This window comes from Plantactinospora sp. DSM 117369, assembly GCF_053764795.1.
On the sequence record NZ_CM132446.1, the window covers coordinates 8044649 to 8060112 of the forward strand.

Sequence of the window (15464 nt, forward strand, 5' to 3'; positions counted from 1 at the left end):
CGTGCCTCGGATCGGCGCGCTCACCGCACGCCCGCGCGGTAGCTGACCCGGAGCCGGAAGCCCCGGCCGTCCGGCCCACGCCCGACCAGCACCCGGGCACCCAACTGTTCGGCGCGCTCGCGGAGCCCGAGCAGCCCGTGCCCGGGATGCGGACCGCCCGGGGGCAGCGGTCCGCGCCCGTCGTCGAGCACCTCGACCTCGTCGGGGCCGACCCGGATGACGCAGTGCCGCGCCCCGCTGTGCCGTACCACGTTGGTCACCCCTTCCCGGACCGCCCAGCCGAACAGCTCGCTGCGGGCCGGCGGCAGCTCGACCTCCGGGTCGGGCAGTTCCGCCGACACCCCCGCCGCGCGCAGCGCCGTCCGGGCGCCGGCCAGCTCGGTGCCGAGGGTGACCTCACGGTACGCCCCGACGGTGGACCGCACGTCGGCCAGCGCCTCCCGGGCCAGCCGCTCCAGATCCGCCACCTCTCCGCCGGCCCGGCCCGGGTCCACCTCCAGCAGCCGCCCGGCCAGCTCCGCCTTCACCGCGATGACGGTCAGCGAGTGGCCGAGGATGTCGTGCAGGTCCCGGGCGGTCCGGGCCCGCTCCTCGGCAACCGCCAGCCGGCGGATCTCCTGCTGCGCGGCGATCAATTGGGCCTGCCGCTCCACCAGCCGGCTGAAGGCGAACACCGCGAACGCGGCGAGCAGCACCGCGAACGCCACTCCGGACTCGGGCTCCCAGGCCGGTACGAAGTGCGGGCTGACCACCGGGACCGCCGCCAGTACGACCACCAGGGCGAAGGCGGCACGGGCCGGCAGCACCAGTACCGCCGCCGCCGAGACGTAGACCAGGGTGACCAGCCAGTCCCCGCCGGCCGACGGGATGGTGGCCGTACCGATCAGGAAGAGCCCGGCCAGCGCGGCCGCCGCCTGCTGGGGCGGAATCCGCCGGCGCTGCCAGACCGCCCGGCGCAACCACACGAAGATCGCCAGGTAGCCGGCCCCGAAGAGCACCAGCGCGGCGAGCCCGAGGTCCCGGGCCAGCCCCGGCGGATGGTCCCAGACCGTGCCGAACGGTTGCCCGAGATAGACCAGCCAGACCACGGCGACCAGCCAGCCGAACCGGGAGCCGAGGCGGGTGCCCGGGCGCGCGACCGTCACACCGGACACGCTAACCGCCCCCGCCCGGCCGACCGGCCAGAACCTGCCGCCACTGTCCCGGCGTCATACCCGGGTGGTGTCCCGGCGGAAGAGCCGGCCCGCACCGAAGCCGAACGCCAGGGTCCAGAGCACGATGTTGAGCAGCGCGCCGGCGGTGTCGCCGGAACCGGTGAGCGGGCTGCGGGCGAGTTCGCCGACGCCGTACACCGGGGTGAACCGGGCGATCTGCTGCATGACGTGCGGCAGGATCTCCAGCGGTACGAAGAGCCCGCCGAACATCGCCAGGATCGCCAGGATCGGGCCCATGAACTGCATGACGTTCTCGGCCGGCGCCAGATAGCCGACGAAGAGGCCGAAAGCGGCGAAGACCAGCGAGCCGAGCCAGGCCGCCAGCCCGGCGAGCAGCCAGACGCGGATCGGCATGCTGACCCCGGAGACCGCCCCGACCGCGAACTCCACCAGGACGGCGAGCAGCCCGAGCACCATCGCGGTGATCACCTTGGTGGCGACGTACGCGGCCGGGCGCAGCGGGGTAAGCCGCAGTTGCCGGCTCCAGCCCTGGGCCCGTTCCACCGCGACCATCGCGCCGCCGCTGGTGGTGGCGACCATCGCGCCATAGACGGCAAGGCTGATCATGATGTACGCGGTCGCCTGCGCGCCGCCGTCCAGCGTCTGCCCCTGGTTCGGCAGGCCGAAGAGCAGGAAGAACACCGCCGGCATGATCAGGATGAAGACGAGGGTACGGCGGTTGCGCAGTACCCGGCGGATCTCCAACACCAGGTTCGGCAGGTTGAAGCCGCCCATCGCGGGCCGGCGCCGTACCGCCGGGTCGGTGGTCGACGCGCTGGTCGTCATCGTGTCGGTGCTCATCGCGGGCTCCCCTGGAGGTCGTCGGTGTGCGTGCCGGTGGTGAGGGCCAGGAAGGCGTCCTCAAGGTTGCGGGCGGTGATCTCCACGTCCCGGGCCGGCGTGCGGGTCAACAGGTGCCGGGCCACCGCGTCGGAGTCACTGGCCTGCACCAGCACGGTGTCGCCGCGTACGTCGACCGAGTCGGCGCCGGGCAGCCCGGCCAGCCGCACCTGGTCGGCGCCGGGCAGGGTGGCCCGGACCAGCCGGCCGGCGGCCAGGTTCTTCACCTCGGCGGTGGTGCCGTCGGCGACGATCCGCCCCTGCCGGATCAGCACGATCCGGTCGGCGTACGCGTCGGCCTCCTCCAGGTAGTGGGTGGCGAAGAGTACGGTCCGGCCGCCCCGGGCGTCCCGGCGGATCGCCGTCCAGAAGTCGCGCCGGCCCTCCACGTCCATCCCGGTGGTCGGCTCGTCCAGCACCATCAGGTCCGGGTCGGGCAGCAGCGCCATCGCGAAGCGCAGCCGCTGCTGCTGGCCGCCGGAACACTTGCCGACCCGGCGGCCGGCGATGTCGGCGATACCGGCCCGGTCCAGCACCTCGGCCACCGGACGGGCGTGCGGATAGAAGTTGGCGGTCAGCTGGACCGTCTCGGCGACGGTCATGTCCTTGAGCAGGCCGCCGGTCTGCATCACGGCGGCGATCCGGCCCAGCGCCACCGCGTCGGCCGGGGACTGGCCGTAGACCCGTACCGTGCCGGCGTCGGGTCGGGCCAACCCCAGCAGCATGTCGATGGTGGTGGTCTTGCCGGCCCCGTTCGGGCCGAGGAAGGCGACCACCTCGCCGGGTTGGATCCGGAGGTTGAGTCCGGTGACGGCGGTCACCGCGCCGTACGACTTGGTGAGGTCGGTCAGTTCGACCGCGGGGATGGTTGTCGGCATACCCGCAATGCTGCCGGCGGCAGGGTTGGACGGGCCGGCCCGCGCGTCACGACCTGACCATGACAACTGTCAGCCGTACCCGCGCCGCCGAGCCCCGCCTGCCGGGCGGTGTCCGTGCTCGGCACTGTAGAGCTGCCCCGTCTGTGCGCCCAGTCGATCATCGGCGCCGTTCCCGGGACGGACCCGGTCTCCGTAGCGCTTCGGTCTGTCCCATCGGCGCCGGAAGAACGGACCTGTTCCCCGCAGCGCTTCGGCCTGTCCCACCGGCGCCGGAAGATCGGAGACGAGGCCCCGGGCGACCCCCGGCCGACCGGTGCCGTGGTCGGTGGGTGCACGGACGGGGCAGCTCGACAGTGCGCGCGGAAGACCTGCCGCGGTCGGCCGGGCCACCGAGCGGTGGTGGCCCGGCGAGCGGTGGCGGCGACAGCCGGGGCGGCAACGGGTGTGCGCGGCGGGCGGCGGGTCAGTGCCCCCGGGCCAGCCACTCGTCGAGGTGCGGCGCCTCGGCGCCGATGGTGGTGCTCGCACCGTGCCCGGTGTGCACCACCGTCTCCGGCGGCAGGCTCAACAGCCGCCGCCTGATCGACTCGACGATCGTGCCGAAGTCGCTGAACGACCGCCCGGTCGCTCCGGGGCCGCCCTGGAACAGGGTGTCGCCGGTGAAGACCGCGCCGAGCGCGGGCGCGTACAGCGAGCAGGCCCCCGGGCTGTGGCCAGGGGTGTGCAGGACCTCCAGCGTGCTGCCGGCCACCTCGATCGACTGCCCGTCCCGCAGCTCCCCGCCCGGCGGTACCTCCGGGTGCACCATGTCCCAGAGCACCCGGTCCGCCGGGTGCAGCAGCACCTGGGCACCGGTCGCCTCGGCCAACGCCGGCGCGACCCGTACGTGGTCGTCGTGCGCGTGCGTGGCCAGGATCGCGAGCACCCGCCGGTCGCCGACCACGGCCAGGATCCTGTCCACGTCGTGCGGCGCGTCGATCACCACGCACTCGGTGTCGTCGCCGACCACCCAGACGTTGTTGTCCACATCGAAGGTCTGGCCGTCGAGCGAGAAGGTACCCGAGGTGACCGCGTGGTCGATGCGGGCCGCCATCAGAAGATCACCACCGACCGCAGCACGTCGCCGTGGTGCATCTTGTCGAACGCGTCCTCGACCTGGTCGAGGGCGATCTCCTCGGTGACGAACGCGTCCAGGTCCAGCCGACCCTGGAGGTAGAGCGAGGTCAGCATCGGGAAGTCCCGGTCCGGTAGGCAGTCGCCGTACCAGCTCGACTTGAGCGCGCCGCCCCGGCCGAAGACGTCGAGCAGCGGCAGGTCGGGCACCTTCATCTCCGGGGTGGGTACCCCGACCAGCACGACGGTGCCGGCCAGGTCACGGGCGTAGAACGCCTGCTTCCAGGTCTCCGGCCGGCCGACCGCCTCGATCACCACGTCCGCGCCGTGCCCGCCGGTCAGTTCCCGGATCGCCTCCACCGGGTCGGTTTCCCGGGCGTTGACGGTGTGCGTCGCGCCGAATCCCCTGGCCCACTCCAGCTTCCGCGGGTCGGTGTCGACCGCGATGATCGTGGTCGCGCCGGCCAGCGCCGCGCCGGCCACCGCGCCGTCGCCGACCCCACCGCAGCCGATGACCGCGACCGAGTCGCCCCGGGTGACGCCGCCGGTGTTCACCGCCGCGCCGAGTCCGGCCATCACGCCGCAGCCGAGCAGCCCGACGGCGGCCGGCCGGGCCGCCGAGTCGACCTTGGTGCACTGCCCGGCGTGTACCAGGGTCTTCTCCACGAACGCGCCGATGCCCAGCGCCGGGGAGAGTTCGGTGCCATCGGTCAGGGTCATCTTCTGCTTGGCGTTGTGGGTGGCGAAGCAGTACCACGGCTTGCCGCGCCGACAGGCCCGACAGTTGCCGCAGACGGCCCGCCAGTTGAGCACCACGAAGTCGCCCGGGGCGACGTCGGTCACCCCGGCGCCGACCTGCTCCACGATCCCGGCGGCCTCGTGTCCGAGCAGGAACGGGAAGTCGTCGTTGATGCCGCCCTCGCGGTAGTGCAGGTCGGTGTGGCAGACGCCGCACGCCTGCACCTGCACCACGGCCTCACCCGGCCCGGGATCCGGTACGACGATGGTGGTCACCTCGACCGGCGCGCCCTTGGCCCTGGCGATGACCCCGCGTACTTCCTGGCTCACGCTGCCTCCTCAAGATCTCGATCCCGATCCGCCGTAGCATGTCACGGCCGTCCCCTTCGCTGGCGCGGCTCACCCGCATGCGGAACGGCACCGATGGCGCGGCGGGCGGGAGGCCGGAGCACGGCGCCGGACCGGGGACGGGCGGAGCGCACCAGGAAGTCTGGCAGGCCGGGACGCCGTACGCACCGGCCGGGACGGCGGACATTCGACGCGCCGCCGCGATCGGCGCTCCGGGTCTGTCGTCCCGTCCGTCACCGGTGTCCGGTTTTTGGTCATGATCGAGTGGGTGGTGCGGGCGGATCGCGGAACACCGGGCCGCCGGCCACGGTTATACCTGGCGTACGTCCGCAGCAGCGGGCCCGGCCGATCCGGGCGGGTACGGATCTGTGGGCGGGCCGGTGCGTGACCCCGCCGGGGAATGGCGGGCCGCCGGTCACGGTTACATCCCCCTGGCACACCCGAGCAGGAGCATCCGCCGGGCCGGTGCCGATCCCCCCGAACCTCGTTTTCGGGTTTCTTTCCTTTCGACACACCGGGTCTTCCGGCGTTGTCGTACCCCCGGAATGGAAGGCGACCATCATGACTTTCGTCAGCCGATGGCTACCGGCCATCACCGAAACTCCGATCCGCAAGACCGCGCTGGGTATCGCCGGGCTCGCCGTCGTCGGCGGCGCGTTCGCCGGCCCCGCGATCGCGATGGACACCCCGACCACCGGCTCGCCGACCGCCGCGTCGGTGACCGCCGACATCAAGGATCTCGACAAGCGGGCACCGTCGAAGGTCCTGGACTATCAGTACAAGGCGCAGGAGAACTTCTACTACTGCGCACCCGCCGCCACGAGGATCGCGCTGTCGGCGCAGGGGCACACCCCCAGCCAGGACGACGTGGCCAAGCAGCTCGGCACGACCGAGGCCGGTACGAACTCGGCCGAGGACACCACCCGGGTGCTGAACAAGGCCGGCGGTAGCGACTACAAGACCGTGGCGATCCCGGACACCACGGCCAAGCCGGCCGAGATGGACCGGCTCCAGGTCGACGTCGTCAAGGCCATCGACGCCAAGCGTCCGGTGGTGATGAACATCAAGGGCACCGCCACCGATGTCGACGGTACCCCGCACTCCTACGAGGGTGGGCACTACCTGACCGTCGTCGGCTACGACGACCACGGCCGCAAGGTCAAGATCGCCGACCCGGCCAACCCGAACCAGAGCGAGTACTGGATGAGCACCATCACCCTCGCCAACTGGGCCGCCGAACGCGGTTACTCCGCATAACGCACCAACCCGAAAGGGCCAGCCCCCACCCGGGGCTGGCCCTTTCGTCGTCTCCGGAGCACCGGCCGTACCCGGACGTCACCGACCGTCCGTCGGATCGGCGGTAGCCAGCAGCGCTCCGAGCCGTTCGACGCCGTCCCTGATCATCTGGCCGTACGAATCGTCGCCGAGCGCCGGCAGACTCTCCCGGGCCAGGGCCAGATGCGCCCGGGCCTCGTCCGGCCGGCCGAGCTTGCGGTAGTCCTCGGCGAGGTTGAGCTGCAACGACGGCCGGAACGCCGCGACCTGGAGGCTGGCGTCGTGCCGCCGCGCCCGCTCGTCGGTCAGTGTGTCGGCGGCCGCCAACGCCCGCAGGTCCCAGCGGAGTTCCTCGGCCGGGTCGTCCTGGAGGTCGGCCAGATAGTGCGCCAGGGTGCAGCGGTGGAACGGGTCACCGCTCGGACCGATCCGCCCCCACAGCTCGGTCAGCCGCTCCCGCGCCGCGCCGGTACGCCCGGCCTGGCCCCACTCGACCGCCTCGACGATGCTCGCCATCGTGTCGTCGGTGTCCTGCTCCATCGTCCACTCCCCTGTGTCGGCCGGTTCGGCACCGCCGATGCTGGAGCCTCGACGAGGTCGAGGGTCAAGCGCACAGCCTCCGGACGCTCTCCGGCCACCCCGACGTCGGCGGCCGTGGCCACCGGGAGGAACACCAGCATGGCCACGGCGAGCAGGACGTAACTGTTCGAGCCGAAGAACCCGAGGACACCGCTGTGGTCCACCGACCACAACCAGACGACGCTGCCGCAGAGCAGCAGGTAGGCGCCGGTCCACCAGCACCACGCCCGGCGGCCGGTGCCGCGTCGGGACGCCGCGCCCCCGGCCGACCGGCGCAGCAGCGCGGAGTCGGCGAGGACCACCAGGGCCGGCACCAGCCAGACCAGGTGGTGTACCCAGGTCACGGGGCTGACCAGGCAGCCGGCCACCCCGGTCAGGGCAAAGCCCGCCCGCTCGTCGCCGCGCCGGGCCGCCTGGCGGGACCGGTACGCCCACACCACCAGGACCACCGCGACCAGCACGATCCAGACGAGCCGGTCCGGATGCTCGGGATTCCACCGCGCCACCAACCCGAGCAGCGACTGGTTGGAGACGTAGTCCAGCGCACCGACCCGGCCGGTGTCCCAGAGCGCCCGCCCGAAGTACTCCCGGCTGGCCTCCGGGGCCACCAGCCCGGCCAGCAGGGTCGCCGCCGCCCCGGTCGCCGCCGCCGTGCCCGCCGCCCGCCAGCGCCGGGTGACCACGAGATAGCCGATGAAGATCGCCGGGGTGAGTTTGACCGCCGCCGCGATGCCGGTGCCGATGCCGGCGAGCCGGTGACCCCGGTCGAGCAGCCAGGCGTCGGCGTAGACCAGCGCGAGCAGCACCAGGTTGACCTGGCCGAAGCTGACCGTGTCGCGTACCGGTCCGAGCATCGCGAACAGGCACGCGGCGAGCGCGAAGCCGAACCCCCGGTGCCAGCCCTCGCGCCGGGCGATCGGGTCGACCAGCAGCCACAGCACCAGCCCGGCGGCCAGCGCGCTGACCGCGACGTTGACCGCGATCGTCGGGTGCCAGTCCAGCCAGGCCATCGGCAGCATGCACAGCGCCGCGAACGGCGGATAGGTGAAGCCGTAGTCGGTGCCGGGCCGGACGTAGTCGTAGAGCTGGCCACGGTCGTGCAGCCAGTGGTTGACGGCCCCGTGGTAGACGCCGACGTCGAACCAGCCCCGGTGCCCGGGCAGCAGCGCGATCGCGACCGCGATCGCCCCGGCCAGCCCGAGGACCACGCTGACCCGGGCGTACCTGCCGGACGGTCCGGTGCTCATCGGGACGTTCCCTCCAGTGCCCGGCCGTTCCAGGTCGGGCCGGCCAGTGCCGCGTTGGTGCCCAGCCGGAAGCACCCGACCGCGACGATGCCGAGCACCACCCCGGTGGTGGCGAGGACGAGCTGTGCCGGATCCGGCCCGAAGCCGCTGGGCAGGGTCAGGAAGGCCACCGCCGCGGCGACCAGGGAGGCCAGCCGGCGTACCGGTCGGTCAGGTGCGGCGGCGGCGATCAGCACCAGGCCCCAGAGCAGGTACCAGGGCCGGGTGGCCGGCCCGAGTACCGCCACCGCGGCCAGGACCAGGCCCAGCGCGTACGTCGGTCCGAGCCGGTGCCGGTGCCACCAGACGACGGCCGTACCGCCGAGGGCGGCGAGCAGACCGCCCCAGGTCCAGAACTGCATCGGGGCGGTGCCGAGGTCCCACCCGGCCGCCTGGCCGAGCCGGTCCGACGCCCGCCCGAGGGCGCTGGAGACCGACCAGCTGTGCTTGTAGATCGGTGTCCGGAGCGCGGCGATCCAGCCGTACCCGAGACCGGTGGCGGCGGTGACCGCGACCGCCGTCAGCAGCGCCAGCCCGGCGGCACGCAGCGTCGCGGACCGGATCCCGTGGTGCGGCCGGGCCAGCGCCACGACCACCAGCAGCCCCGCCACCGCCGGCACCTTGACCAGCGCGGCCAGGGTCACCAGCACCGTGGCCAGCCCGAAGCGGCGCTCGAACGCGAGGCAGAGCCCGGCCACCAGCAGCCCGAGCATCACCGCCTCGTTGTGCGCCCCGGCGACCAGGTGCAGTGGCACCAACGGGTTGAGCACGCCCAGCCACACCGCCGCGCCCGGCTCGACCCCGCCGTGCCGGGCCAGTCGGGGCAGGAACACCGCCAGCAGGCCGACGCCGAGCAGGGCCACCAGGCGCAGCCCGATCACCCCGGCCGCCACCTTCGTACCGGCCGCACCGGCGACCAGCGCGGAGAGGCCGAGGAACACCGGCCCGTACGGTGCCGGCGTGTGCTGCCACATCTGGGGCACCTCGGCGGCGAACCGGCCGCCGAGCTGCGACACCCCGTGTTCGTAGACGTCGCCGCCGGCCAGCACCATCGCGCCCTGGGCGAGATAGCTGTAGACGTCGCGGCTGAACAGGGGCGGACCGAGCAGCAGCGGGCCGGACCAGAGGGCGAGGGTGGCCAGCAGGCTGCGGACCTCGACGCCGTCCGGCCGCCGGATCTCGCGCCCCACCCACCACCAGGCGGCCACCAGCATGGTGAGCCCGAGATATCCGCAGAGCAGGGCCGGTCCCGGATGGTGTCGCCAGTCGGTCAGCCACAGCTCCGCCCCGGTCTGGTCGACCGGCAGCGCCCCGGCGGCCAGCCCGGCGCAGGCCAGGATCGTCGTCCCGGCGGTGCCCAGGATGCGGTAGGCGATCACCGCGGGCAGTGAACCTTTTCCAACCTCCCTTGCGGCCCGACGGACCGCAAGGTCGGACGCGGTGGGTGGGCGCCGCGCGGTTCAGGTTGAAAAGGGTTCAGTCTCAGCACACCGGAAGGATTCCTGTGTGATATGGCCGCAAAACGACGGTTCGATGATGCGCCGGTGGCGTCGGCGTGCACGCGGACAGGGGCCACCGGTCGCAGCCCGCCGGCCGCCGCCGGGGTCGGCTGGCGGATCCGGGCACCGGACTACCGCGTTCGTGGTACGCCTCCGGGTGCCCGGCTTCGTACAGTGGCCGGATGAGGGGCGGGGCGGTGGCGGCGCTCGGCGGTGCCCGGGGGCGGCGCTGGGCGGTGGACGCCGGGATCGCGGCGGCGGCCGGCGCCATCACGGCGTACCGGATCGCGGTCGTGGCGGTGCAGCCGGGCGACCAGGCGCCGGACATCTGGGCGTACCTCCTCGGCGCGGCGATGGCGGCGGCCCTGCTCGCCCGGCGGCGCTGGCCGGCCGCGGTGCTGGCGGTGGTCGGCGGCCTGTTCCTGGCCTACCACGTCTCGCGGTATCCCGGCGGCGCACCGGCCGCCCCGGTCTGGGTCGCGCTCTACTCGGTCGCGGTGGCCCCGCGCCGCCGGCTCGGCCTGGCGCTGGCCGCGCTCTTCGTCCTGCTGGACGCGCAGGGCCGGATCGTGGTGGCCGGGGTGGAGCCGCTGGACGCGACGCTGGACAGCTCGACCGTGGTGTTCGTGGCGACGCTGCTGCTCGGCGAGACGGTGCGGAGCCGCCGGCTGCGGCTCGCCCTGCTCACCGCCGAACGGGACCGTACGGCGCAGCGGCGGGTGGTCGAGGAGCGGATCCGGATCGCCCGGGAACTGCACGACGTCACCGCACACACCCTGGCGGTGGTCGGCGTGCAGGCCGGGGTGGCCGCCGACGTGCTGGACGACGACCCGGAGCAGGCCCGGGCGGCGTTGGAGGCGGTCCGGCAGGCCGCCCGGGAAGCGCTGACCGAACTGCGGGCGGCGGTCGGGGTACTCCGGGACGGCACCCGCCCGGCCGGCCCGGAACCGCCGGCGCCCGGCCTGGACCGGCTGCCCGCACTGGCCGAGACGACCGGCGCGGTACTGCGGCACGACGGTACGCCGCGCCCGCTGCCCCGCGCGGTAGAGGCGACCGCGTACCGGATCGTGCAGGAGGCGGTGGCGAACGCGGTCCGGCACGCCGACGCCGACCGGATCGAGGTACGGGTCGGCTACCGCTCCGACGGGCTCGACCTGACCGTCTCCGACGACGGCCGGGGCCCGGCCGGTCCGCCCGGCAACGGCCTGCGCGGGATGGCGGAACGGGCCGTCGGGCTGGGCGGCTGGCTGCGCACCGGTCCAGCCGACGGTGGCGGTGGTTTCCAGGTACGGGGGTGGCTGCCGGGATGACGGTCCGGGTGTTGCTGGCCGACGACCAGACACTGGTCCGGGCCGGCTTCCGGGTGCTGCTGGAGCGGGCACCGGAGATCGAGGTGGTCGCCGAGGCCACCGACGGGGACGAGGCGATCGCGCTGACCCGGGCGCACCGGCCGGACGTCGTGCTGATGGACATCCGGATGCCGGGCACCGACGGGCTGACCGCGACCCGGCGGATCCTCGCCGACGACCGGCTGCCCGGGGTCCGGGTCGTCGTGCTGACCACCTTCGAACTCGACGAGTACGTCTACGCGGCGCTGCACGCCGGGGCGAGCGGCTTCCTGCTGAAGAACCTGGAGCCGGACGAGCTGCGCCGGGCGGTGCGGGTGGTGGCGGCCGGCGACGCGCTGCTGGCACCCGAGGTGACCCGCCGGCTGATCGCCGCGTACGCCGCCGGTCCGGAGGTGCCCGGCCTGCACACGCTGACCGCCCGGGAACGCGAGGTGGTGACGCTGGTCGCGGACGGGCTCTCCAACGCGGAGGTGGGTACCCGGCTCGGGATGAGCGCGGCGACCGCGAAGACGCACGCGAACCGGGCGATGACCAAGCTCGGCGCCCGGGACCGGGCCCAGCTCGTGGTCTTCGCCTACCGCAGCGGGCTCGCCGGGATACGACGACCGCGGTAGCCCGGCAGCGCCGTCGGGCGGATCCGACGCCGGCCGGCCGTTCGTAGCGTTTCCGGCATGTTTCTTCTTCTGGGACCGTTGCTGAACTTCGTCTCCGGCTTCTTCTGGGAGCCCGACTCGCAGGGCATCACCGCCGGCACGCTCGCCGCGCTCTCCTGCGCCTGCTGGCTGATCGGCCTGATCGGCCTCTACGACCGGCTCCGCGCCGCCGCGCCCCGCTACGTCGCGGTGGCGATGCCGCTGACTGTCTTCGCGGCCGTCGGCGGGGTGGCGTTCGGAGTGCAGAGCATCCACGAGGGGCTCTTCGACGCCTCGCACGCCGCAACGATCGAACTGCTCGACCAGCATCCGCTCGCCGCCTGGCCGCTCTACTGGGTGGCGGGTCCGCTCTTCCCGCTCGCCCTGTTCGGGCTGGGCGTGGCCCTGCTCCGGCTGCGCGCCGCACCGGTGCCGGTCGGCGTACTGGTCTGCCTGGGCGCGGTGGCGTTCCCGCTCAGCCGGATCACCCGGGACGCGACGATCGCGCACGTGGCCGATCTGCTCCTGCTGCTGCCCTTCCTCTATCTCGGCGTACGCGCGCTGACCGGGCGGCGTGACCCCGCTGCCCTGGAGACCGGAGTCGGGTCCCCGCGCCCCGGACAGCCGGTGGGAAGCGCCTGACCGGCCGCGGGAGGGCGGATGCGGGCGCTCAGGCCGAGACCAGTTGCCGGGCCTGGGCCAGGGTGACCGGCTCGCCGTGGCTGTCGACGTACCACTGGTAGTCGTCGTCGAGCAGGTCGCGCATCATCGCCAGGTCGGGGCCGTCGTCCGGGTCGCGCAGGTGTGCCGGCGGTGGGTAGAAGCAGTCGCCGAGCAGCGCGACCCGGGCGTCCGGGACGTACACCACGGTCGAGTCGGGGGCGTGCGCGCCGCCGACGTGCCGCAGCCGTACCCCGGCCGGCAGGGTCAGCTCGTCGGTGAAGGTACGGGTCGGGGGCAGGACGGTGAAGTCAGCCCAGTCGTCCATGGCCAGCGCCCGGGCCCGGAAGCTCGGGCCGAGTCGCGGATTCTCGCGTACCTGGGCGCGCAGGTAGCGGTGGCTCCACGGCCGGGCCGCCTCCTGCCGGAGCAGCTCCCGCCCCGCGACCTGCCCGACGATCTCCACGTCCGGCCAGGCGCAGGCGCCCCAGACGTGGTCCCAGTGGTGGTGGGTGTAGACCAGCCACCGGGCCGGGGGGAGCCCGGCGGCCCGCATCGCCGCCTGGACCGCCCGGGCGTGCGCGGGGCTGTGCCCGGCGTCGACCACCACGCTGCCCCGGTCGTCGGCGACGACCGCCACCGCGGCCTGGACGTTCGCCGGGTCCGGGTCGCCGGGCGAGAGCCAGACCCGGCCGGCGAGCTGCCGGATGGTGACGCCGTCGATGATCGCGTGACCTCCTCGAACGGGGCCCGGGGCGGACCGGGGTGCCGTGCCCCACACCCTATCCGCGCCATCCGGCGGCCACGGATACCGTACGGCGTACCAGGTGGAAGGGGCGACGAGGGTGATCACCCGTACCGATGTGCAGGAGGCGGCGGCCCGGATCGCCGGACACGTCCGGACGACCCCGCTGGCCCGGGTCGAACCCGACCTCGCCGGTCCGGCCGGGGCGCTCTGGCTGAAGCTGGAGTTCCTACAGCACTCCGGGTCGTTCAAGGCGCGGGGCGCGTTCAACCGGGTGCTGGCCGCCGCCGAGCGCGGCGAGCTGCCGGCCGCCGGGGTGGTCACCGCGTCCGGCGGCAACGCCGGCGCCGCCGTGGCGTACGCGGCGAGGTCTCTCGGGATACCGGCCGAGGTGTACGTGCCGACCGCCGCCCCCGCCGTCAAGGTCGGCAAGCTGCGCCAGCTCGGCGCCACCGTGGTCCGGCACGGCACCGAGTACGCCGAGGCGTACGACGCCGCGGTCAAGCGGGCCGCCGACACCGGGGCGCTGTTCTGCCACGCCTACGACCAGCCGGAGATCTGCGCCGGTCAGGGCACCCTCGGGCTGGAGCTGCTGGCGCAGACCGGTGAGCTGGACACCGTGCTGGTGGCGGTCGGCGGCGGCGGGCTGATGGCCGGGGTGGCCACCGCACTGGACGGTCGGGCCAGGGTGGTGGCGGTCGAGCCGGAGGGCGCCTCGGCGCTGCACGCGGCGCTGGCGGCGGGCGGGCCGGTCGACGTACCGGTCGCCGGGGTGGCCGCCGACTCGCTCGGCGCCCGCCGGGTCGGCGCGATCGCGTACGAGGTGGCGGTCCGGGCCGGGGTGCACAGCGTGCTGGTCACCGACGAGCAGATCGTGCAGGCGCGACTGCTGCTCTGGAGCCGCTACCGGGTCGCCGTCGAGCACGGTACCGCCGCCGCGATGGCCGCGCTCACCTCCGGGGCGTACCGGCCGGTCGCCGGGGAGCGGCTCGCCGTGCTGCTCTGCGGGGCCAACACCGACCCCGCCGACCTGGCCGGCTGATCCGCTCAGAGCTAGCGCACCACCCGCAGGGCGGCGCGGCGCCGGGCGTACCGGCCGGGCCAGTCCGCCTCCGGGCCGAGCAGGGCGGCGAGGCTGGCCGCGTCCCGCTGTGCCTGGCCCGCGCAGCAGTTGTTCAACAGGACGTGCAGCTCGTCGGTCTCGTCGGCGAGGCCGCGCAGCCGCTTCGCCCACTCGGCGAGTTCGTCGTCGCCGTACGCGTACCGGAACCGGGCCTCCTTGTCGCCGGTGGTCCACTCCGGGCTGTGGCCGTGGAACCGCATCACCGCCGGCTCGGCGGTGGCCAGCAGCAGCGGCGGGATCGAAGACTCGTGCCCCTGCGGCATGTCGACACTGACCATCGTGATGTCGTGCCGGGCGAGGAAGCCGACGGTGTCCGGCGCGTTGTCACCGTCGAACCAGGACGCGTTGCGCAGTTCGACCGCGACCCGCCAGGGCCGGGCGCGCTCGGCGGCGTCGCGGATCCGCTCCTTCGCCCGCTCACCGTGCGCCAGCCAGGGCGGGAACTGGAACAGCAGTACGCCGAGCTTGCCGGCTCCGGCGATCGGCTCGACGGCCTCCCGGAACCGCTGCCACAGCTCGTCGTAGGTCGACTCCGGCAGGTCGCGGCGGCGTACCCGACCGGTGTCCCGGCCGTCCGGCCGCAGGTCCCGGGGCAGCGCCGCCAGCTCCGCCCCGTGCCCGGTGAACAGGCCGAACGCCTTGACGTTGAAGGTGAAGTCCGGCGGGGTACGGTCCACCCAGGCCGACGTCGTCTCCGGCGCCGGTACGGCGTAGTAGGTGGTGTCCACTTCGACCAGACCGAACCGCTCGGCGTAGTAGGCCAGCCGCCCGGCCGGGGTGTTGGCCGACCGGGGGTACCAGCCGGACGCGAGCAGCGACCGGTCCGCCCAGGAGGAGGTGCCCACCTTAATCTCGCCCATGTCCACAGTCTCTCCCCACCGGCCACGGTGGTCGAAACCTACCGACCCGGGACAGACCGGAGAACTACTCGATCGTGGACGGCCCGCCCACCCTGCTGCCGTCCGCCGGGTACCCGACCTGACGCCGGCATTCCGGAGCGGGTCGCCCGCTGGCTCGATGGCTGGCCGACCCCGTTTCCAGACCGGGCCGCCGCCGTCCGGCACGTCGGCGGCGGCCGGCCGGCGGTCAGCACGGCGGAGATCCGGATGCCGGGCACGACGTACACCTGGACGGCCCGGATCGGTGGTGGGAGGTGCTCGGCGACTTGCCGGCTTCCGCGCCACG

At 73.9% G+C, this 15464-nt stretch carries 14 protein-coding genes and 1 pseudogene; 5 read left to right on the forward strand and 10 right to left on the reverse strand.

What is annotated here, in order from left to right:
- Positions 1-20: 20 nt before the first annotated feature.
- From ACSMXO_RS34260 to ACSMXO_RS34280, 5 genes are all read right to left on the reverse strand, one after another.
- A complete protein-coding gene (locus ACSMXO_RS34260; RefSeq protein ID WP_455415234.1) occupies positions 21-1145 on the reverse strand; it encodes a sensor histidine kinase in 1125 nt (374 codons plus the stop codon).
- A gap of 63 nt (positions 1146-1208) precedes the next feature.
- Entirely contained in the window at positions 1209-2015 is an 807-nt protein-coding gene (locus ACSMXO_RS34265; RefSeq protein WP_455415235.1) for an ABC transporter permease, read from the reverse strand.
- Positions 2012-2932, reverse strand: a complete 921-nt coding sequence (locus ACSMXO_RS34270; RefSeq protein ID WP_455415236.1) for an ABC transporter ATP-binding protein — start codon at positions 2930-2932, stop codon at positions 2012-2014. The genes ACSMXO_RS34265 and ACSMXO_RS34270 overlap by 4 nt, the downstream gene beginning before the upstream one ends.
- A gap of 463 nt (positions 2933-3395) precedes the next feature.
- Complete coding sequence (locus ACSMXO_RS34275) at positions 3396-4025, reverse strand: MBL fold metallo-hydrolase (protein WP_346261208.1); 630 nt, start codon at positions 4023-4025, stop codon at positions 3396-3398.
- Positions 4025-5113, reverse strand: coding sequence for an S-(hydroxymethyl)mycothiol dehydrogenase (locus ACSMXO_RS34280; protein WP_455415237.1), 1089 nt, complete (start codon positions 5111-5113; stop codon positions 4025-4027). Before ACSMXO_RS34280 ends, ACSMXO_RS34275 begins: the two co-directional genes overlap by 1 nt.
- Before the next feature lie 579 nt (positions 5114-5692).
- On the opposite strand from ACSMXO_RS34280, the gene ACSMXO_RS34285 reads away from it, so the two are divergent.
- On the forward strand, positions 5693-6388 hold the full coding sequence (locus ACSMXO_RS34285; protein ID WP_455415238.1) for a C39 family peptidase: 696 nt from the start codon (positions 5693-5695) through the stop codon (positions 6386-6388).
- A gap of 78 nt (positions 6389-6466) precedes the next feature.
- On the opposite strand, the gene ACSMXO_RS34290 is transcribed toward ACSMXO_RS34285, so the two are convergent.
- The 3 genes and pseudogenes from ACSMXO_RS34290 to mptB form a co-directional block, all read right to left on the reverse strand.
- Positions 6467-6946: a hypothetical protein gene (locus tag ACSMXO_RS34290; protein WP_455415239.1), complete on the reverse strand. Its 480-nt coding sequence runs from the start codon at positions 6944-6946 to the stop codon at positions 6467-6469.
- Positions 6853-8232 (reverse strand): glycosyltransferase 87 family protein, encoded by a 1380-nt coding sequence (locus tag ACSMXO_RS34295; RefSeq protein ID WP_455415240.1) that lies wholly within the window; start codon positions 8230-8232, stop codon positions 6853-6855. Before ACSMXO_RS34295 ends, ACSMXO_RS34290 begins: the two co-directional genes overlap by 94 nt.
- A pseudogene (mptB, locus tag ACSMXO_RS34300) lies at positions 8229-9662 on the reverse strand (polyprenol phosphomannose-dependent alpha 1,6 mannosyltransferase MptB); the annotation flags it as partial. The pseudogene mptB and the gene ACSMXO_RS34295, both read right to left, overlap by 4 nt.
- Positions 9663-9952: 290 nt before the next feature.
- On the opposite strand from mptB, the gene ACSMXO_RS34305 reads away from it, so the two are divergent.
- Genes ACSMXO_RS34305 through ACSMXO_RS34315 form a run of 3 tightly spaced genes read left to right on the forward strand, consistent with a single transcriptional unit; the run spans position 9953 to position 12393 of the window.
- Positions 9953-11080, forward strand: a complete 1128-nt coding sequence (locus ACSMXO_RS34305) for a sensor histidine kinase (RefSeq protein WP_346262695.1) — start codon at positions 9953-9955, stop codon at positions 11078-11080.
- Positions 11077-11733 carry a response regulator transcription factor gene (locus ACSMXO_RS34310; protein ID WP_346262696.1) on the forward strand — a complete coding sequence of 219 codons (657 nt, stop codon included), beginning with the start codon at positions 11077-11079 and terminating at the stop codon, positions 11731-11733. Before ACSMXO_RS34305 ends, ACSMXO_RS34310 begins: the two co-directional genes overlap by 4 nt.
- Positions 11734-11790: 57 nt before the next feature.
- Positions 11791-12393, forward strand: a complete 603-nt coding sequence (locus ACSMXO_RS34315; RefSeq protein WP_346262697.1) for a hypothetical protein — start codon at positions 11791-11793, stop codon at positions 12391-12393.
- 28 nt (positions 12394-12421) lie between these two features.
- Here ACSMXO_RS34315 and ACSMXO_RS34320 read toward each other — a convergent pair whose 3' ends face one another.
- Positions 12422-13192, reverse strand: coding sequence for an MBL fold metallo-hydrolase (locus ACSMXO_RS34320; RefSeq protein WP_455415241.1), 771 nt, complete (start codon positions 13190-13192; stop codon positions 12422-12424).
- 46 nt (positions 13193-13238) lie between these two features.
- Between ACSMXO_RS34320 and ACSMXO_RS34325 the strand changes: the two genes are divergently transcribed.
- Positions 13239-14198: a threonine/serine dehydratase gene (locus tag ACSMXO_RS34325; RefSeq protein ID WP_455415242.1), complete on the forward strand. Its 960-nt coding sequence runs from the start codon at positions 13239-13241 to the stop codon at positions 14196-14198.
- Between the two features lie 11 nt (positions 14199-14209).
- On the opposite strand, the gene ACSMXO_RS34330 is transcribed toward ACSMXO_RS34325, so the two are convergent.
- Complete coding sequence (locus tag ACSMXO_RS34330) at positions 14210-15139, reverse strand: DUF72 domain-containing protein (RefSeq protein WP_455415243.1); 930 nt, start codon at positions 15137-15139, stop codon at positions 14210-14212.
- Positions 15140-15464: the final 325 nt, after the last annotated feature.